Below are 18,509 nucleotides of genomic sequence, written 5' to 3'. Positions count from 1 at the left end.
GGCATTTCTCCAAAAAGATACTTCATAGGGTTACCTGACATTGAAGCAGGCCACCAGATGCCCCTGGTTTTCCAATAATTTTGGCATATTCTTAACACAGGCTGCGGTGGCCCTATTGCATCTGTCAAGGAAACAACAGCTGGCATCGGTTTTTTCAAACAACGGAATGACGGCTTTCTTTTTTTTCTTTTTGTTCAAGGGGTTCAGGTCAGGAATCGCCCGAAGCAAGGTTTTGGTATAGGGATGAAGGGGGTTTTGAAACAGGGATTTGGTGGTTCCCTGCTCCACAATCTGGCCCATGTAGATGACGGCTACCTTGTCTGTGATGTATTCGACCACACTCAAATCATGGCTGATGAACATGTAGGTAAGATTGTATTTTTCCTGGAGGTCCATCATTAAATTTAATACCTGGGCCTGGACCGATACATCCAGGGCCGAGACCGACTCGTCGGCCACAATCAAAGCGGGACGGGTAATCAATGCCCTGGCAATGGCAATTCTCTGGCGCTGGCCCCCGGAAAATTCATGGGGAAACTTATCCATATCCGTGGCATTCAACCCCACTTCGGTCAGAATTTGACCCACCCGCTCTTTTTTTTGGGCAGGTGACAATTTTCCTTTCAAGGTTTCCAGGGGTTCACAGACAATTTTGAGTATGTTTTTCCGCGGATTTAAGGACCCATAGGGATCCTGGAAAACCATCTGAAAATTTTGTCTGGCGTGTTTGAGCCGGGCCGTAGATATTTTAAATATATCCTCACCCTCAAAAAAAACCGTGCCAGCTGTTGGTTCATCAAGGGCCATGACGATTCTGGCCAAAGTTGATTTCCCGCAGCCTGATTCTCCCACAATTCCAAAACTTTCGCCCCTTTGCAATTCCAGGTTGATCCCGTGGAGGGCACGGAAAACAGGCGCCTTTTGGAATAAATAGCGTTTGGGAAGTAAATAATCCTTGTACAGGTCTTGAATTTTAACCAATGGCGGCTTCATCTTGTATTTTCTCTATTTGAACTCAAATTGATGGGGTGATAGCACCACACCCGATGATGATCTGACACCCATGTTGCCGGGGGCTCATTCTCTTGGCACCTGCGAGAAGCCCGGGGACATCGATCGGCAAAATTACATCCCATAGGTCTGTTATGCAGTTGCGGTACCTGACCGGGGATACTGGTCAGTCGTTTTCGCCTGGAATCCAATGAAGATCCAACATGGGGAATGGCGGAAAAAAGACCATGGGTATAGGGATGGCGCATATTTTGGAAAACATCCACGGTATCGCCCATTTCCACAATGCTACCCGTGTACATGACCATTACGCGTTGGGTTGTTTGTGCAATAACGCCTAAATCATGGCTGATCATTATTAGGGCTATGCCGGAAGAATCAGAAAGATCCCGGATCAAATCCAAAATTTGCTCTTGAACCGTCACATCCAATGCCGTGGTCGGCTCATCTGCAATGAGAATAGTGGGGTTACAGGCAATTGCCATGGCAATCATCACCCGCTGCCGCTGTCCGCCTGAAAGCTGATGGGGATAAAGGTTTAAGGGGAATCGGCTGACCGGAAGCCCGACCTTGTCCATGAGCTCGGTGACCCGTTCAAGGGTTTGTTTTCGGGAAAGTTTCAAGTGCAGACGGATGCTTTCTCCTATCTGAGTGCCTATTTTTTGTACCGGATTCAGGGCGGTCATGGGTTCCTGGAATATCATCCCGATCCGATTGCCCCGGATGCTGCATATCTGGGTGGAATTTAAGCTCAGCACATCCTGGCCTTCCAGGATGACTTTTCCATTGGTCTGGGAATCGGGGGGTAAAAGGGAGATGAGGGCCAGGGCAAAGATGGATTTTCCGCAACCCGATTCCCCAACGATCCCTAGTTTTTCTCCGGCATCCATGGAAAGATTGACATGGCGGATGACATCTTGCAGCCCCTGGGCGGTCTTCAAGCTGACGGACAGGTCTTGTACCTCTAAAAGACTCATGATTTTATCTGCTTCTCCGAAGCTTTGGGTCAAGAACATCCCGCAGGCCGTCTCCAAACAGATTCAACCCCAAGACGGTCAATGCAATGGCGATTCCAGGGTAAATGGCCAGCTGGGGGGCAAAATGCATAAAGGTCTGGGCTTCATTGAGCATTTTCCCCCAGCTGGGCATGGGGGGCTGGGTTCCCAGGCCCAGATAGCTTAAGCCGGCTTCTGCCAGGATGCCCAGGGCAAACTGAATGGTGGTCTGAACAATGAGCATGCTGGCAATATTGGGCAATACATGCTCCAGCGATATTCTAAATTGACCTTTCCCCGCACTTCTGGCCGCCAGAATAAATTCGCGTTTCCAGATGCTCAATGCTGCCCCCCTTGTAACCCTTGCAAAAACCGGCACATTGAAAATGCCGATGGCAATGATGGAATTGACAGATCCAGGTCCTAGGATTGCCGTGATCATGATGGCTAAAATAAGGGAGGGAAAGGCAAAGGTAAGATCATTGAACCGCATGATCAACTCATCAACCCACCCTTTTCTAGCGGCAGCGGTCAGCCCCAGGGGAACGCCGCAGCCGATCCCGATGCCAATGGCAACAAAGGCGACAATCACTGAATTTTGTGTCCCCTTGATCAGCATGGACAAAATGTCCCGGCCAAAGTGATCGGTCCCCAGCAAATATTGGGTGCTGGGGGGGAGTAACTTTTCTGAAATATTTATATTTTCAACCGGATAGGGTGTCCAGAAATAGGAGAGAAAGGCCACCATGAAAAAGAGCAGCGACATCATTCCGCCAATGACAAAACTGCGATTCTTTCGCCCGTGGCCCAGGATCTCTGCCAGAGCTCTAAACATTTTCGCCCCCTCTCAAACGCGGATCAATTACTGCATACAGCAAATCCACCATAAAGTTGATCAGGATCACCGCCCCTGCCAATAAAATAACCAGATTTTTCACCACAATCAAATCCCTCTGGGAAACGGCCTGGAAAATCAACCGTCCGATCCCGGGCAGATAAAACACGTTTTCAATGATAATGGTTCCGGCCAGCAAAAAAGAAAATTGCAGCCCCATGATGGTCACAACGGGTATCAGGGCATTGCCCAGGGCATGTTTCCACAAGGTTCCCTGGTTGTTCACCCCCTTGGCCCGGGCCGTGCGGATAAAATCTTCGTTTAAGACCTCCAGCAATGCCGACCGGGTGACCCTGGTAAGGATGGCTGCCTGGGGAAGGGCCAAGGCGATTGTGGGCAGCACGAGAGATTTGAAGGCAGGAACAATTCCCGCATCCCAACCGGGAAACCCTCCGGCGGGCAGAAGCCTGAAGGTGACTGAAAACACAAGCGTCAGGAGCATGGCAAACCAGAAATTGGGAATGGCAATACCCATCTGGGAAAAACTCATCACAAAAAAATCCACAGGCTTATTGTGATGGGAAGCTGCCATGATACCCATGGGAATGGCGATGAGGGTAGACAGGGTCATGGCCAGCAGGGCCAGGGGGAAACTTAGGGTAATGCGGCTTAAAATCAACTCGGATACCGGCACATCATAGGTGTAGGAGATGCCCAGATTTCCTGTTGCCAAATCTGCCACCCACTGAAGATACCGGACCCACGCCGGACGATTAAGGCCCAGTTGTTCTTGCAGGGCATTGAGTGTGTCCGCTTCTGCATTGATTCCCAGCATCACTGCTGCTGGATCCCCGGGTAAAATTTCAAGGACAACAAAGACCACCAGGGTCGCCACCAGCAGGGTCAGCAATAGCGTAAAGATTCTTTTTATCAGAAAAATTCTCATTTGCCCAAATCGTTAATCAACCCAATAAACGTCTGTCAGGTCATTTGCCTGGACCGGACTGTTCTCCCATAATCCTCGCAACTTTTTGTTCCACACCCCACTTTTGGGCAGCTGGAACAAAAATCCATTGACACATTCCTGAGCGATCAATCGCTGGGCCTTTCTCAGGATGTCATACCGATTCTTTGTATCCACGGTGGCGTCCAGTTTTTTCATCAACGCTTGAAACCTGGGACTGTCATAGGCAAAATAATAGTCTCGTCTGGCATAGATGCCGATATCCATGGGCTCGGTATGGGAGACAATGGTCAAATCATACGCCTTGTTTTTAAAGACCTGGTCCAGCCATTGGGCCCATTCCACTGGAATAATTTCCAGGTCAATCCCGATTTTTCTCAGCTGGGAGGCCACGATTTCACCCCCCCGTCGTGCATAGGCAGGCGGCGGAAGCTTGATAGTCCCCTTGAATCCATCGGGGTAACCGGCTTGGGCCAAAAGTTGTTTCGCCTTTTCAAGGTCATAGGAGTGGGTAGCGATCAGGTCAACATAGGCGGGATGGTGGGGGGCAAAATGGGTCCCGATGGGGGTCCCATAACCAAACATGGCCCCGTCAATAATAGCCTTGCGGTCAAGGGCATGGGCGATGGCCTGGCGGACTTTTAAGTGTTTGAAAGGGCCTCGTTGGTTGTTGGTGGAAAGGATGGTTTCGCCTTCGGTGGTGCCGATGACCACTTTAAACCTGGGATCGCTTTCAAATTGTGCCAGGCTTTCCGGCGCTGGATAATTGGCAAATGCGTCAATATCCCCGGACATGATTGCCGAAGCAGCAGCAGCAGGATCTGGAATAATTTTAATGGTGGCGGATTTGAGTTTTGTGGGTGTCCCCCAATAACTGTCATTTCTGACCATTACAATTCGATCCCCCCTTACCCATTTGGAAAATTTAAAGGGCCCGGTACCAATGGGATGGCTTTTGTTTTTTGCTGCACTGGCGGCATCCACCATGACGGCATCTCCCCAGCCCATATTGAACAAAAAGCCACCCGTGGGCTGGGTCAATGTGACCACCACGGTATGGGCATCTTGTTTGACCACCGACTCAATGGGGTTAAACAATGCCTTTTGGGCATTTACACTGTTTTTGGCACGGGCTCGGTCCAGGGAGAAGACCACATCATCGGCATCAAAGGCGTTGCCGTCATGGAAGGCCACATTCTTTTGTAAATTAAAGGTGTAGGTTCTTTTATCGTCTGAAACCGTCCAGCTGCTGGCAAGTGCTGGTTTTACAGCACCATTTCTATCAATTCTTGTCAGTCCCTCAAAGATATTGGCATAGACCACTTCATCAATGGCAGCGGCTGCCCCTGCAGTGGGATCAAGGTGGGGGGGTTCTAAGACCATCCCCAAATTCAAGCTGCTTTTTGCCGCCATAGCCGACGGAGCTATGACGATTCCCAGGGTTAGAATGATGAATGTAGCAAGGGTTTTCATTTTACGCATCTTGTCTCCTTGATTCATTTTGGTTTTAGCTACCGTACCGATCACGGTAGCTGTCCACGTTACCCAGACTTTGAGCCTGGTAAACCCCCCGGGCAATTGCCCGGGCCACACAATCTGCCGCCAGCATACCCAACCTGGATACACCGATCACGGGATCTAAAAGCGGTTTTTTCCCCGTTGACAGGACAAAAAGGCTGTCCCCGTCAAAGGGTGAATGGATGGGTCTGATCGCCCGGGCCAACCCATCCTGGGCCATGATGGCAACCCTTCTTGCCTGGGGCTTGGTCAGAGCCGCATCCGTGGCAACGGTCACCAGGGTTGTATTCTTACCAACGGGCAGCTCAAAGGTAAAGTCCAGATCCATCTTTATTTTGTTATCCGGCATGGGCTGGTTGCCAAGTTCTTGGTTTTGCTCATAGGGAAAGGCCCACATGGTTGGGCTGCCGGGCATGGTCAAGGATCCCATGGAATTTACCGCTGCAATGGCCCCAAGGGTTATTTGAGATTTGCCGTCAAAGAAAACAAAAGAGGCGCTGCCAAGCCCCCCCTTTAGCCCGCCGGCGATTGCCCCATACCCTGCACCCGCATTTCCCAGGTCAAAGATTTTGCCTATTCGTTCAACAGCCTTGACCCCCATATCAAAATAGGGGGATCTCATGCCCCATTCCTTATCACCGCCATTTAACAGGTCAAACAAAATGGCCGAAGGAACAATGGGAATAATGGCATCCCCCAGGTTAAAGCCTATTCTTTGCTCCCTCAGGCTTGCCATGACCCCTCCGGCTGCATCCAGTCCAAAGGCAGACCCCCCGCTTAAAACAATCCCATGGACCACATCCACAAGACAATCGGGGTTTAAGGCTTCGGTCTCACGGCTTCCAGGTCCCCCTCCCCGGATATCTGCGGCAGCAACGGCGGGTTCATCGGGTATGATAACGGTCACACCGGATCGGATTTTTTGATCATGGAAATTTCCGACGCGTATTCCCGGAACATCTGTTATCAGATTTTGTTTTCCAACTTTAATCATCTTTTTCCCCTTGGTCCTTTATTTGCAGAATCGGTTACGCCTCAAGAATGGGAAAGGTGTTGGCGCCCTGGGGCATGATGGTAAATTTCGGGGTATCACAGCCACACTTTTCATAGGCTAGCTTCAGGGCTTCTTCCATGGTGGCAACCCCTATAACCCCAGCATTTTTTGACACTTCAATGTTCTTTTCCTGGGTCACCAGTATGATGAGACCCAGGTTGGCATATTCCAGCTGCCGAACCGCAACCCAGCCTGAGATCAGAAAATTTTCCCGTACCGCCTTTTCCATGGCAAATGCCGAAGGGTGGTTGAACCAGTCAAAAAACTCACTCGGTTCTTTTATATCCGGACAGTCCGCCAGGATAATGGCAATCCCTCCTTTTTTCATGGCGTAAACTGCGTTATCAATGGTTTTTTGGGATTGATAGAGGTTGATATCCTTGGGGTAACCACCGGCGGATGCCACAACAATGTCGGCTTGTTCCTGAATGTTTACGCCAAAAATTTGATCAACCAACTGGGTTGCCTTTAACCAGGCCGTGATCCAGTTGCCGGCAAAAATGCCGGTGATATCCCCGTCCAGATTGGGAACCACATTCACGATGAAATCGGCTTTGAGAAAGGCTGCCACCTCCATCATGTCCTCGTGGGCTGGATTCCCTTGGGTTTTCATATTGGCGGCCAGGGGGTTTGACCCGTCGCCAAGGGACTTTCCCATGGCCCACATATGGCTTTGCTGGATGGTTTTAAGGGAAGACACACCCGGCATGATACTTTTTCGCCCGCCCCCATACCCCACCATATAATGGTAGATAACCCCGCCGGTTAAAATAACCCGGTCCGCCTCTGCCACGATACGATTATAAGCGACTGCGGTTCCCCGGCTGGTCTTACCGTAATAGACCATGTTCTCTGTGTCCCAGGCGTTGTGATTGACCACCCGCACCCGCTTGCAGATATCCTTACTGCACAACTCTTGCATTTCTGCTGTTGTGTTCTGCCGGTGGGCGCCAACAGCGATAATGACGGTTATGTCCTTGTCTTTTATCCCCGCTTCATTGAGATAGTCTATCAGTATTGGCAAGGTTAATTCATTGTGTTGCCAGACCCGGGTGATATCACTGACGGCAATGGCTATAGTTTCGCCGGGATTAACAATTTCCTTTAAGGGGGGGCTGTCAATGGGGTGGTCCAGGGAGTTGCGATAGGCTGCCGCCAGATCCTCTGGTGGCTTACGGTTTTTGCCGACAAGTTCGTAAAGAACCTGCTCTGGGGGTATTGAAAATCTTTCGGTCCTTTTCCCTATTTTTAACTCAAATTGTTTGTCGGCCATGATGTGCTTCCTTATGTTTTCTATCTTTCCTATCTAATTTTTTTTGACCCCTATTCCAGGAAAATCATATTAATTCAGTTCTCTAAAAAAAGACACTGGATTTTCAATTAAAGCCTTGACGCATAATTCGATAGTTGCATACTATGAAAAAAGTTTAACTGTATGAACACCCGGGTGATGAAGTATAGGAGTAAAATAAATTAATACCAGCCATTATGTTCCATAATTAACCTAACCCCCCACATTTTAAGGAGGATTTAAGATGAAAAAATTGTTGATAGTCTTGTCGGTTGCAACCTTATTTCTCTTTTCCGGCAACAGCTTTGCTGCCACTAAAATTAAGCTCGGTGTTGTAACCAAACCCGGCAGCGCCCAGAATATTGCCGCACAAAAATTTAAAGAACTCATTGAACTGCGATCAAAGGGAGGATTTGAGGTTAAAATCTATCACTCTGCATCCCTTGGCAACGAAACTGAAATTTTGCAGCAGGTGCAGATGAATACCATCCAGATGGGTGTTATCACTGGCGGTCCATTTGATACCTTTAACCCCATTTCCCGTGTCATCAACTACCCCTTTCTTTTCAAGGACAATGCCCAGGCAGATGAAATCCTGGATGGCCCCCTGGGCACTCAAATCCTTAAAAGTCTTGAAAGTTCTGGTTTTAAAGGGCTGAGTTTCTCTGAAAACGGTTTTCGAAACCTGACCAACAGCAAAAAACCGGTTAAAAGTCCGGATGACATCAAAGGTCTAAAAGTCAGGGTGATGGCCTCTGCAATTCACAAAGCCATCTGGAGCGCACTGGGTGCCAATCCTACCCCCATGCCCTGGCCAATCTATACGGAACTGGAACAAGGGGTCATCGACGGACAGGAAAATCCTCTGTGGGTCATGGAAGTCTATAAATTTTATGAAATTCAGAAATATCTGTCCCTTACCCGACATGTCTATTCCTATCACATTGATGTGGCCTCCCTTAAATGGTGGGAAACCCTTGAGGCAAACGATCAGGAAATGATTCAAAAAGCCATGTATGATGCAGCCGTATACCAGCGTCATGATAACCGTTCCAAGGATGCCGCCCGCCTGAAGCTTTTGAAGGAAAAAGGTATGGAAATTGTCGAGAATCCGGATATTGCCGCATTCCGAGCCAAGGTTGTAAACTTAAAGGATATGGACCTTTACCAGGATCCAAAGGTCAAAGAGATGCTTTTGAAAATCATGGAAGCCGTTCAATAATGATTAAAAAAGCAAGTTTTTTGCTCAATCAGTGGATAGAATACCTGTTGTTCAGTCTGGGGTTTACCATGACCCTTCTGGTTGCAACCCAGGTGTTTTGCCGATATGTGCTGAACCAGTCTTTATTCTGGTCAGAGGAGCTTGCACGGTTTCTTCTGGTTTGGTTGACTTTTTTAGGCGCTTCCTGTGCCTATTATCGAAGGGCTCATCCAGGGGTGGATTTTTTGTATACCAGAATGCCCCCTGGATTGAAAAAAATATCCGCCATACTGACCCACCTGGCCTCCATGGCATTGTTTAGTGTCATGGTTGTCTATGGATACCAATTTGCTTATTTTGTCAGGCTGCAGATTTCGCCTGCTCTCCAGATACCCAAATGGATTGTCTTGAGTATTATTCCCATAAGTGGTGCCATTTTAATCTTCCATGCCCTCACCTTCCTTTTAGAAGAATTAAAGGGAGACTCCCATGACCACTGAAATTCTGATTTTATCCCTTGTCTTTTTGTTTGCCATCAATGTCCCCATTGCCATTGCCATTGGGGTCGCTTCTGTCACGGCCGTCCTGATCCAGGGTGATTTCGACCTGATGATGGTGGTGCAACGCATGTATGGCGGAACCGATTCCTTTCACCTCATGGCGGTTCCTTTGTTCATGTTCACCGGTACCATCATGGAAGCCGGCGGCATCAGCCGCCGGATAATCGATTTTGCCAATGCCCTTGTGGGCTGGCTTCCCGGGGGGCTTGCAGCGGTGACCATTGTGTCGGCCATGTTTTTTGCCGGTATTTCAGGATCGGCTGCTGCCGATGCTGCTGCCGTGGGGGCCATTTTAATCCCTGCCATGAAAAAATCGGGTTACGACTCTGACTTTGCGGCTGCTGTCCAGGCATCTGGAGGATCCATCGGTGTGATCATTCCTCCGTCCATCCCCATGATTATCTTCGGCTTTTTGACAGGGGCCTCCATTGGTCGGCTCTTTGCCGCTGGAATTTTGCCGGGTATTCTCATCGGCCTTTCCCTCATCTGTGTGGCCACCTTTATTTCCTGGAAAAATGGATATTCTTCCACCACATCTTTCTCCCTGGAAGAAACCTGGAGAACCTTTAAACGCTCACTTCTGGCACTGGGCGCACCGATTATTATTCTGGGGGGCATTTTGTTTGGTATCTTTACGGCAACGGAATCTGCTGCCATTGCGGTGGTCTATGCCCTGGTTGTGGGTATGTTTGTGTACCGAAAAATCAGCGTACGAGAGTTGGTTCCCCTGTTTATCAACGGTGCCATCACCTCTGCCATTGTGATGTTTATCATTTCCACGGCCTCTGTGTTCAGCTGGATTGCCGCCATCGAAGATATTCCGGCCCAGCTGGCAGGCAACTTGCTGGGGCTGACGGACAATCCTGTGGTCCTGCTGCTGCTCATCAATGTTATATTACTTATCGCAGGCACCTTCATTGAAACAACGGCCGCCTTGATTTTGCTTGTACCCATGATAACGGCCATGGTGCCATCTCTTGGCATTGACATCATTCAGTTGGGTGTTATTGTGGTGACCAACCTTGCCATCGGCATGCTGACCCCGCCCATGGGTATCTGCCTGATTGTTTCCTGCTCCATATCCAAGGACAGTATCGGCGCTATCAGCAGGCGTGTTCTTCCCTTTTTAGGGATACTCATTGTGGATCTTTTGATCATTACCTTTTATCCCCCCATCACCATGTGGATGGCAAATCTTGTGGGCAAGTAAAAACAGCATTGACGGCATTGGTTCAAACCCTTCAATAAAATTAAACTAAAGGAAAGGCCCATGATCACAGAGACGGAAAGCAGGCTGCTCAGCTTTATTGACAGGGACGAATTAATTGGTTTGACCCAGGATTTAATCCGGATAGATTCGGTGATTCGTCCTGAAATCGGGAATACTGAGGCCGGGGTTGTCCGGTTTATTAAGGAGTGGATTTCCAGGGAACTTGGTGTCGACCCCCTGATTGAAGAGGTGGTTCCGGGCAGGGAGAATATTATTTTGACCGTTGATTCGGGCAAGCCCGGCCCCTGCCTGATGTTTGAGGGGCACACAGATGTGGTGTCCGAGGGTAACCGGGATCTGTGGCAGCATGATCCTTTTGGCGGGGAAATTGAAGAGGGGAAAATCTACGGCAGGGGAGCCTGCGATATGAAGGCAGGTCTTGCCGTTAATTTATTGACCGTCAAGGCCATGATGAAATCCAAGGTTGATTTCAAGGGAAAAATGCGTTTGGGAATCGTCTGCGATGAAGAGGCATTTATGATCGGAATCCAGGACTATATCCGCCAAGGACACGCAGATGATGTGGATGCCTGCCTGGTATCGGAACCGGAAGAAAATCAGCTATGTATCAGTATGAAAGGAGCTTTGCGGGCCATTGTCAGGGTGAAAGGGAAAATGGCCCACGGCGCCATGCCCTTGACCGGAATTAATACCAGTGTTCGATTGGCACGGATTATTCTGGCCTTTGATGCCTTTGAAGGATCGGAAATCAAGCGATGCGGCAAGGACGAGTTTCTAGGATGGCCATCGATCACCTTTACGGTGGTGCAGACACCACCGCCGGGAGAGCCGATCCAATTGAATGTCATGCCGTCGGAGTCCATGGCATATCTGGACATCCGGACCACCCCCTGTCAGGATCATGAAAAGATACGGCAGCAATTGCAGGAAATCCTCGACCAGCTGGCACAGGATGATCCTGATTTTTGTGCTCAGATCGAGTTCATTGCAGATAAACCTGTGGTCAGCATGGAAAAAGATGAACCCATTGTCAGGGCTGCGGCAGGGGCTTACAAGGATATCACTGGCAAGGACCCTGTTTACAACGGTGTTCCCGGCGCCACGGACGGAACTTTTTTAAGGGATTTAAAGGGGATTCCCTCCCTGGTCAATGGACCCGGGCCCCGGCATATGCCCCACCAGACAGATGAATATGTGGAGATCGACGAGCTGTTTGAATCGTTACAGATATATCTTCTGTCAACCCTTCGGTTTTTAAACGGAACAATTTTAAATGGAATAACAGATGCTAATTTTGCCCGATAAGGCGGCTGCCAGTGCTAATTTTACTGGATCGCAGCAGCTCTTTTTCCTGTTTCTTGGGCAGCCAGTTTAAAAAATCATCATTGCTCAATGGTTTGCTGAAATAATAGCCCTGGATCAAGTCGCATCCAAGTGTTTTCAGATAATCCGCAGTTGCTTTGTCCTCCACTCCCTCTGCCACTACCTTGAGGCCTAAATTATGACCCAGGTCGATGATGGATTTGACGATGACGGCATCATTCTCATTTTTCAGCATGTCCGTGACAAATGACTTGTCAATTTTAACCTCACTTGCCGGCATTTTTTTTAGATACACCAGGGAAGAGTAACCTGTACCAAAATCATCTATTGATATTTTGATCCCTTTTCTCGTAAGCCTTTCCAAAATTTCCATTGCCAGGTCCGGATCTTTTATCATGGATCCTTCCGTAATTTCAAGGGTAACAAAATCCGGCGGAATATCATAAAGTGAAAGCATTCCGATGATGAGATTGGGCAATTCCGTGTCCAGAAAGGTTGTGGGGCTAAGGTTTATGGCAATGCTTAGTTTAAGATTTTGTTTGTGCCATTTTTCACCCTGGCTCAGGGCATGGTTTAACACCCAGATGGAAAGCGGCTTGATAAGCCCGGTCCGTTCGGCCATGGGGATAAACTCATCCGGGGGCATGAATCCGTGTTCAGGATGCTGCCAGCGAACCAGGGCTTCAACGCCGATGATGCTGCGTGTCTGTATATTGATTTTGGGTTGGTAATGGAGAATCAGTTCATCGTTTTCAATGGCCTGCCGTAGTTCCCCCATCATGGTGAGGCGGTGGGGATTGTGTTTGTCCAGGCTGTTGGAATAGATGGTGTATTTTTTAATATCCTGTTTTGCCGCACAGAGTGCCACATTGGCCCGCTGAATAATGGTATCCACTTCTTTGCCGTGCTGTGGAAACATGGCAATGCCGATGCAGGCCTGGACTTCAAGTCCCAGGTCCTCAATGGAAAAGGGCTCTATGAATGTGTTTTGGATTTTTTCAATGACGCGGATGATATCTTCTTTATTTTTTACCATGGGTAGCAGGATGGCGAATTCGTCACCGCCCATTCTGGCAAGGGTGTCTGACTTTCTTACGACACCCTGTAGCCTGGTAACGATCTGTTTTAAAAGCCGGTCGCTGCTGAAATGCCCAAGGGTGTCCTTGATCTCTTTAAAATTATCAATATCAAGGATAAAAAGCCCCAGGACAGACTTCTGGCGTCTGGCGGCCTGGATGGCCTGTTCAAGGCGGTCCAGCAGGAGTATTCGGTTGGGCAGATCTGTTACCGTATCGTGGGTGGCGTCATGTGCCGCCTTGTATTCCAGGGCCACGGTCAGGTCTCTTAAATCTGCGGTCTGGTCTATGATCATGGTGCTGGCTTCATAGGCCATGATGGAACTTGTATATTGACCCCAGAAGGCAAAGACAAAGGGCATGGCATCCATGAACCAGAGCGTTACATTGTTTTTCTGTGATTCCAGAATCGTAATAAAAGTGATCTCACCATATTGAAAATAGCTGGAAAGCAGGGTGGCCATGATAATCGCAACAAAAGCAATAATAACCCCAAGTATGGCATGATTGCTTACCCTGGACTTCATTATTTTGACATTTTTATCAAGTGCCTGGCTTAGTCTGTCCATAACCTCAAATTTCAATAAGAAGTGGCAAAAAAGATCTCATGGTTCAGTCGAAAATGATCCAAAGTAATGCAACACTTAAGTTTGAATTAATCTTTCACATGGAATACCGTGTGTCAATAGTTTTTGATTAAAAGAAATGCTGTTTTGGTCACCTTTATCTGCATGGGTATACCCAAAAAAAACAGGGGCAATGATATCTTTAGGATACCATTGCCCCCATTACTGTTTTTTACCAAACTTTTTTTAGATTACCAACCTATGGTCAGGTAATCATGCATGGAGTTGGCAACCGCACGGCCAGCACCCATGGCAAGGATAACCGTGGCAGCTCCGGTGACAATATCACCTCCTGCCCAGACCCCTGGTTTGGAGGTTTTCCCGGTAAGAGGGTCCGCCTCAATATTGCCCCATCGGTTCAGGTTCAGATTCGGGGTGGAGTTTGTCAGTAGCGGGTTGGCATTGGAGCCCACCGAGACCACCACCAGATCACAGTCGAATTTGTACTCAGACCCTTTAATGGGAATAGGCCTTCTTCTGCCGGAATCATCCGGTTCTCCCAGTTCCATTTTCAGGCATTCCATGCCCGTAAGGCGTCCGTTTTCGTCTCCAAAGAACTGGGTGGGATTGGTCAGAAGAACAAATTCAATTTGTTCCTGTTCGGCATGGTGGAGTTCTTCTTCCCTGGCCGGCATTTCATCTCGGGAGCGTCTGTAAACAATTTTGACCGAGTCTGCGCCCAGGCGCATGGCGGTTCTGGCCGAATCCATGGCCACATTTCCAGCGCCTAGAACCACGACATTTTTGCCCCGGGCAATGGGGGTGTCATATTTGGGGAAAAGATATCCCTTCATCAGGTTGGTTCGGGTTAAATACTCGTTGGCCGAATAAATACCAATCAGGTTTTCACCGGGCAGATTCATGAACCTTGGCAGGCCCGCCCCCACACCGATATAGGCTGCATCATAGCCTTCTTCAAACAGTTCATCAATGGTGACCGAAGCCCCGACAACGGTATTACACTGGATATCGGCACCCATTTTTTCCAGGGTGGCCACTTCCGATGCCACAATTTCCTTGGGGAGCCGAAACTCCGGGATTCCATACACCAGAACACCACCGGGTTTGTGGAATGCTTCAAAAATAGAAACCTCATGACCCTTGAGCAAAAGGTCTCCTGCAACGGTGAGACCCGAGGGCCCGGAACCGATGACAGCTACTTTTTTGCCGGTTTTTTCCTTTACCGCAGGCACATTGCCGGTCCCGTTTTTGCGTTCATAATCTGCGGCAAATCTTTCAAGATATCCAATGGCAACGGGCTGGCCTTTTTTGCCCAGGATGCAGCGGCCTTCGCATTGTTCTTCCTGGGGGCAGACCCGGCCGCAAACAGCGGGCAGGGCGTTGCGTTCCCATAATTTATTGGCGGCACCGGAAAAATCACCTTCGGCAATTAAATGGATGAATTCGGGTATAGTAACGGATACCGGGCACCCTTCAACACAGGCTGGTTTTTTACATTGAAGGCAGCGTTTGGCTTCTTTTATGGCCATCTCCGGGGTGAGTCCCAGGGGGACTTCTATGAAATTTCTGCGCCGGACATCCGGGTCCTGTTCGGGCATTTTTGCCCGGGGAACCGCGTCTTTTTTTGGTTTTTTTTCTGACATTTATTCCTCCCTATATACAACCGTCTCCGGTGCTTTTATTGTACTTTGCAATTGTTGTAGGCATCCATGCTTGATTTTTCATCATCCAGGTAGGAAGCCAGACGTTTGGCCAGTTCATCAAAATCCACCTTGTGGGCATCAAATTCCGGTCCGTCAACACAGGCAAATTTGGTTTCTCCCCCGACGGTCACCCGGCAGCAGCCGCACATACCGGTGCCATCCACCATGATGGGGTTGAGACTCACAAGGGTTTTGACCCCCGCTTCCTTGGTGATGAGGCTGCAAAATTTCATCATGGGAATGGGGCCGATGGCAACCACCATGGCAATATCGTCCTTTGCAAGGGCCTCTTTCAATACATCGGTGACAAATCCGTGGTGGCCCTTGGAACCGTCATCGGTGCAGATGTGGAAGTGATCCGAGGCGGCTCTCATTTTTTCTTCCATGATCAGAAGATCATAGCTTCTGGAGCCCAGGATGGTGGTGACCTCATTGCCGGCTTCCTTCAGGGCACGGGTGATGGGATGGAGCACAGCAATGCCGGTGCCGCCGCCCACACAGATAACTTTCCCCATATTTTCAACATGGGTGGGGGCCCCTAGTGGGCCGATGAGGGCATAATATTCATCTCCCACCGCAAGCTCCTTGAACACGGCCGTGGATTTGCCGACCACCATATAGATGATGGTAATGGTTCCTTTTTCAGGGTCTGTATCTGCCATAGTTAAAGGGATCCGCTCCCCGGTTTCTTTTGCCTGGAGTATCACAAACTGGCCGGGCTTGGCTTTGCGGGATATTCGTGGTGCTTCTATCTCGTTGAGAATGATGGTCCCTTGGGCCATTTCTTCACGATATACAATTTTTGCCATTCCTTCCTCCTGTTCTATAAATCCATATGAAAGAGCCTAGTGCTGTAATAATATTAGGTTACATTGTATGGCATTTAAAAAATTGAACTATTATCTAAAAAAAATCTAATCTTAATCAGATTAGTCTATAAAATCAAGGAGAAAAGAAGCATTTGTTCAGGTATCTTTTTCCAGAGCAATGGGGATGATTTTTAGCCTTGGATATGGGAAGTTAAATATTGTAAAGCGGTTCCAATTTTGCTACCGTTTTTACGATGAAATTTATACTCGATATTATGCAAGATTGCGATCAAGGAGAACAAGAATGAAAAGAGCAATGATACTGGCAGGGCTTGTGGGGATACTTTTTTTTAGTACACTTGCCACTGCCGGGGAAAAAAATACGGCGGTGCTAAAAAAGGAAACACGAGAGATTACGGTTATGGAATCAGCAGATCTGGCCCGTCAGATTTCCTATGCACTGGGGTATGACATATTTGAGAATGTGAACCGCTACATGGATCTGGATCTGGAATCCTTTATAAAGGGGGTAACCGATAACCGTGCTGGTGACCCCAAGATGGATGAAGAGCAGCTTCGTCAGATGCTTCTGACTTACCAGCGGATTGCCAGGCAAAAACAGACCGAAAAGATGGAAAAGGCGGCTCAAGCCAGTCGGGCAGAAGGGGCAATCTTTCTTGAAGGCAACAAGCTAAAGGAGGGGGTTGTCACCCTGTCTTCGGGCCTTCAATATAAGATTCTGGAAAAAGGGGAGGGTGCCATACCCGGTCCCGACGATACCGTGGAATGCAACTACCGTGGCAGTCTCCTGGACGGGACTATTTTTGATTCCTCCTATCTTCGGGGCAAGCCCGCGGTTTTCCAGGTGAATGGTGTCATCAAAGGGTGGAGTGAGGCGTTGCAACGCATGCCCACAGGCTCAAAATGGGAGCTGTATGTTCCTGCCGATCTTGCCTATGGGGATCAGGGGGCCGGGGAATCCATCAAGCCCGGGCAAACCCTTATTTTTGAGGTGTCACTTCTGGCGATTATTGATTGATGATCCGTTTGACCTTGGCATCCACCCCGTATTTTTTCTTGTTTGAGTTGAGCCGAAGCGCTGTCAAAAGGCCCTTGTCCCGTATGGTATAAAACATGAGTTTTCTTTTGTTCATGCTGAAAAAGTGGGTGCCATAGCGTTTGAGTTTGTCATTGTCGATGTCAAACCCTAATCCTGGAGCAAAGGAGGGTGTTAGTATCCCGTTTTCATGCAGGAAGGGTTTTTTTAAGATGCCGTCTCTTTTTTGAACGGTCCAGGAAGGGGGATTGATGGGATATTCCAGGGGCTTTATTCCGTTGAAACCGCTGGCCAGAAGCACCTGGAGATTTACGGCAAACCCGATGCCGTTGGTCCAGGTGTGGGGGGTGAATTTTAGCCCAAATCGTTTGCAATGGGCCGCCACTTCAAGGGCATGGGCAATGCCGCCGGTCATGATGGCATCGGGCTGGAAAATATCATAACATTTTTTTTCCACCATCATTTTAAGTTCTGCCTTGCCATTGGTGTGGATTTCTCCGCCGGTAACGGGGATACGGCTGTAGCGGGTGATGGCGCAAAGCGCGTCATAATCATCCATGGGAAGGGGTTCTTCCAGCCAGGCAATCTTCATCTCGGCACAGGCATCTGCAAAATATTTGGCCCGGTCAAGGTCCCACAGGGGGGCATCATTGATGATGGTCACCCGCCAGGCTTGATTGGCATCCACCCCAATGGTCATTTTGTCCCCCACCGCATCCACAACTGCCCTCACATGGTCGATATCGGTCTGCACATCAAAGGCATGGACCCGGATCTTGATGGTTTTAAACCCTTCGGCAAAGCGTGCCCTGGCTTCAAAAATCCTGGAATCTGCATCCTTGATTTCCCCTGTGGAGGCATAAAGTTCCACAGGCTCCCTTCGGCCGCCCAAAAGTTCATACACCGGCTTGTTGGCAAGTTTTCCTTTGATATCCCAGAAAGCCGGTTCAATCCAGTTGGCCCGGACTCCCAGATAGGAAACCTCCCGGAGGCGCTGGAGCATGAGATCAATGTCCGTGGCATCATGGCCCAGAAGATAGGGGGCAATCAGATTGCCAAGCCCTTGTCTTTCCGAGGCGATGGCAGGGGCGGCACTATATCCTTCGATCCCGCCTTGGGTGGTGATGCGGATCAGGTCAAACCGGTTGTCCGTGGCAGGATATCCCGGAATCCAGCTGGGATAAAAGGGACGATCAAGGGGGATTCTTACATGGTACAGGTCTACCCTGGTTATCCGAGTCCTTTGGTTCCCCTGTTCTTTTTGACCCATGATGCCCCCTTATCTGATGTGAAA

At 49.0% G+C, this 18,509-nt stretch carries 16 protein-coding genes; 5 read left to right on the top strand and 11 right to left on the bottom strand.

Annotation, left to right across the window (positions count from 1 at the left end; all coding sequences use genetic code 11):
* Positions 1 to 30: 30 nt before the first annotated feature.
* The 7 genes from ACZ45G_RS23065 to larAH10 are packed head-to-tail and all read right to left on the bottom strand — an operon-like array spanning position 31 to position 7,650.
* The gene (locus ACZ45G_RS23065; RefSeq protein WP_464172860.1) at positions 31 to 993 is read right to left on the bottom strand and encodes an ABC transporter ATP-binding protein; all 963 of its coding nucleotides are present in this window, start codon (positions 991 to 993) and stop codon (positions 31 to 33) included.
* The gene (locus ACZ45G_RS23060; protein WP_464172859.1) at positions 990 to 1,988 is read right to left on the bottom strand and encodes an ABC transporter ATP-binding protein; all 999 of its coding nucleotides are present in this window, start codon (positions 1,986 to 1,988) and stop codon (positions 990 to 992) included. Before ACZ45G_RS23060 ends, ACZ45G_RS23065 begins: the two co-directional genes overlap by 4 nt.
* Positions 1,989 to 1,992: 4 nt before the next feature.
* Positions 1,993 to 2,841 carry an ABC transporter permease gene (locus tag ACZ45G_RS23055; protein WP_464172858.1) on the bottom strand — a complete coding sequence of 283 codons (849 nt, stop codon included), beginning with the start codon at positions 2,839 to 2,841 and terminating at the stop codon, positions 1,993 to 1,995.
* A complete protein-coding gene (locus ACZ45G_RS23050; RefSeq protein WP_464172857.1) occupies positions 2,834 to 3,787 on the bottom strand; it encodes an ABC transporter permease in 954 nt (317 codons plus the stop codon). Before ACZ45G_RS23050 ends, ACZ45G_RS23055 begins: the two co-directional genes overlap by 8 nt.
* Positions 3,788 to 3,799: 12 nt before the next feature.
* Positions 3,800 to 5,287, bottom strand: coding sequence for an ABC transporter substrate-binding protein (locus tag ACZ45G_RS23045; protein WP_464172856.1), 1,488 nt, complete (start codon positions 5,285 to 5,287; stop codon positions 3,800 to 3,802).
* A 25-nt stretch (positions 5,288 to 5,312) separates the two neighbouring features.
* Complete coding sequence (locus ACZ45G_RS23040; protein WP_464172855.1) at positions 5,313 to 6,317, bottom strand: P1 family peptidase; 1,005 nt, start codon at positions 6,315 to 6,317, stop codon at positions 5,313 to 5,315.
* Positions 6,318 to 6,351: 34 nt separating this feature from the next.
* A complete protein-coding gene (larAH10, locus tag ACZ45G_RS23035; RefSeq protein WP_464172854.1) occupies positions 6,352 to 7,650 on the bottom strand; it encodes an NPN-dependent 2-hydroxyacid racemase, LarAH10 family in 1,299 nt (432 codons plus the stop codon).
* A gap of 262 nt (positions 7,651 to 7,912) precedes the next feature.
* On the opposite strand from larAH10, the gene ACZ45G_RS23030 reads away from it, so the two are divergent.
* The 4 genes from ACZ45G_RS23030 to ACZ45G_RS23015 are packed head-to-tail and all read left to right on the top strand — an operon-like array spanning position 7,913 to position 11,965.
* Positions 7,913 to 8,890 carry a TRAP transporter substrate-binding protein gene (locus ACZ45G_RS23030; RefSeq protein WP_464172853.1) on the top strand — a complete coding sequence of 326 codons (978 nt, stop codon included), beginning with the start codon at positions 7,913 to 7,915 and terminating at the stop codon, positions 8,888 to 8,890.
* Entirely contained in the window at positions 8,890 to 9,369 is a 480-nt protein-coding gene (locus ACZ45G_RS23025; protein WP_464172852.1) for a TRAP transporter small permease, read from the top strand. The genes ACZ45G_RS23030 and ACZ45G_RS23025 overlap by 1 nt, the downstream gene beginning before the upstream one ends.
* Positions 9,359 to 10,639, top strand: coding sequence for a TRAP transporter large permease (locus ACZ45G_RS23020; RefSeq protein ID WP_464172851.1), 1,281 nt, complete (start codon positions 9,359 to 9,361; stop codon positions 10,637 to 10,639). The genes ACZ45G_RS23025 and ACZ45G_RS23020 overlap by 11 nt, the downstream gene beginning before the upstream one ends.
* A gap of 60 nt (positions 10,640 to 10,699) precedes the next feature.
* The gene (locus ACZ45G_RS23015; protein WP_464172850.1) at positions 10,700 to 11,965 is read left to right on the top strand and encodes a M20 family metallopeptidase; all 1,266 of its coding nucleotides are present in this window, start codon (positions 10,700 to 10,702) and stop codon (positions 11,963 to 11,965) included.
* Here the strand turns inward: ACZ45G_RS23015 and ACZ45G_RS23010 are convergent.
* From ACZ45G_RS23010 to ACZ45G_RS23000, 3 genes are all read right to left on the bottom strand, one after another.
* Positions 11,949 to 13,628 (bottom strand): putative bifunctional diguanylate cyclase/phosphodiesterase, encoded by a 1,680-nt coding sequence (locus ACZ45G_RS23010; RefSeq protein WP_464172849.1) that lies wholly within the window; start codon positions 13,626 to 13,628, stop codon positions 11,949 to 11,951. The two genes, ACZ45G_RS23015 and ACZ45G_RS23010, sit on opposite strands and share 17 nt — an antisense overlap.
* A gap of 248 nt (positions 13,629 to 13,876) precedes the next feature.
* The gene (gene gltA / locus ACZ45G_RS23005) at positions 13,877 to 15,289 is read right to left on the bottom strand and encodes an NADPH-dependent glutamate synthase (RefSeq protein ID WP_464172848.1); all 1,413 of its coding nucleotides are present in this window, start codon (positions 15,287 to 15,289) and stop codon (positions 13,877 to 13,879) included.
* A 35-nt stretch (positions 15,290 to 15,324) separates the two neighbouring features.
* Entirely contained in the window at positions 15,325 to 16,158 is an 834-nt protein-coding gene (locus ACZ45G_RS23000; protein ID WP_464172847.1) for a sulfide/dihydroorotate dehydrogenase-like FAD/NAD-binding protein, read from the bottom strand.
* A gap of 304 nt (positions 16,159 to 16,462) precedes the next feature.
* On the opposite strand from ACZ45G_RS23000, the gene ACZ45G_RS22995 reads away from it, so the two are divergent.
* Positions 16,463 to 17,197, top strand: a complete 735-nt coding sequence (locus ACZ45G_RS22995) for an FKBP-type peptidyl-prolyl cis-trans isomerase (protein WP_464172846.1) — start codon at positions 16,463 to 16,465, stop codon at positions 17,195 to 17,197.
* On the opposite strand, the gene ACZ45G_RS22990 is transcribed toward ACZ45G_RS22995, so the two are convergent.
* The gene (locus ACZ45G_RS22990) at positions 17,187 to 18,485 is read right to left on the bottom strand and encodes a mandelate racemase/muconate lactonizing enzyme family protein (RefSeq protein WP_464172845.1); all 1,299 of its coding nucleotides are present in this window, start codon (positions 18,483 to 18,485) and stop codon (positions 17,187 to 17,189) included. The genes ACZ45G_RS22995 and ACZ45G_RS22990 overlap by 11 nt on opposite strands.
* Between the last annotated feature and the right edge of the window lie 24 nt (positions 18,486 to 18,509).

This window comes from Desulfoconvexum algidum, assembly GCF_055382125.1.
The sequence above is the reverse complement of the archived record's forward strand: the minus strand, read 5'-3'. Positions and strand labels throughout refer to the sequence as shown.

Bases quoted from the DNA above. Each gene is read 5' to 3' on its own strand.
- ACZ45G_RS23025 (WP_464172852.1), top strand. From the start codon at position 8,890: ATGATTAAAAAAGCAAGTTTTTTGCTCAATCAGTGGATAGAATACCTG.
- ACZ45G_RS23030 (WP_464172853.1), top strand. From the start codon at position 7,913: ATGAAAAAATTGTTGATAGTCTTGTCGGTTGCAACCTTATTTCTCTTT.
- ACZ45G_RS22990 (WP_464172845.1), bottom strand. From the start codon at position 18,485: ATGGGTCAAAAAGAACAGGGGAACCAAAGGACTCGGATAACCAGGGTA.
- ACZ45G_RS23015 (WP_464172850.1), top strand. From the start codon at position 10,700: ATGATCACAGAGACGGAAAGCAGGCTGCTCAGCTTTATTGACAGGGAC.
- ACZ45G_RS23055 (WP_464172858.1), bottom strand. From the start codon at position 2,841: ATGTTTAGAGCTCTGGCAGAGATCCTGGGCCACGGGCGAAAGAATCGC.
- ACZ45G_RS23050 (WP_464172857.1), bottom strand. From the start codon at position 3,787: ATGAGAATTTTTCTGATAAAAAGAATCTTTACGCTATTGCTGACCCTG.
- ACZ45G_RS23000 (WP_464172847.1), bottom strand. From the start codon at position 16,158: ATGGCAAAAATTGTATATCGTGAAGAAATGGCCCAAGGGACCATCATT.
- ACZ45G_RS23040 (WP_464172855.1), bottom strand. From the start codon at position 6,317: ATGATTAAAGTTGGAAAACAAAATCTGATAACAGATGTTCCGGGAATA.
- ACZ45G_RS23065 (WP_464172860.1), bottom strand. From the start codon at position 993: ATGAAGCCGCCATTGGTTAAAATTCAAGACCTGTACAAGGATTATTTA.
- ACZ45G_RS23060 (WP_464172859.1), bottom strand. From the start codon at position 1,988: ATGAGTCTTTTAGAGGTACAAGACCTGTCCGTCAGCTTGAAGACCGCC.
- ACZ45G_RS23045 (WP_464172856.1), bottom strand. From the start codon at position 5,287: ATGCGTAAAATGAAAACCCTTGCTACATTCATCATTCTAACCCTGGGA.
- gltA (WP_464172848.1), bottom strand. From the start codon at position 15,289: ATGTCAGAAAAAAAACCAAAAAAAGACGCGGTTCCCCGGGCAAAAATG.
- ACZ45G_RS23010 (WP_464172849.1), bottom strand. From the start codon at position 13,628: ATGGACAGACTAAGCCAGGCACTTGATAAAAATGTCAAAATAATGAAG.
- ACZ45G_RS22995 (WP_464172846.1), top strand. From the start codon at position 16,463: ATGAAAAGAGCAATGATACTGGCAGGGCTTGTGGGGATACTTTTTTTT.
- ACZ45G_RS23020 (WP_464172851.1), top strand. From the start codon at position 9,359: ATGACCACTGAAATTCTGATTTTATCCCTTGTCTTTTTGTTTGCCATC.
- larAH10 (WP_464172854.1), bottom strand. From the start codon at position 7,650: ATGGCCGACAAACAATTTGAGTTAAAAATAGGGAAAAGGACCGAAAGA.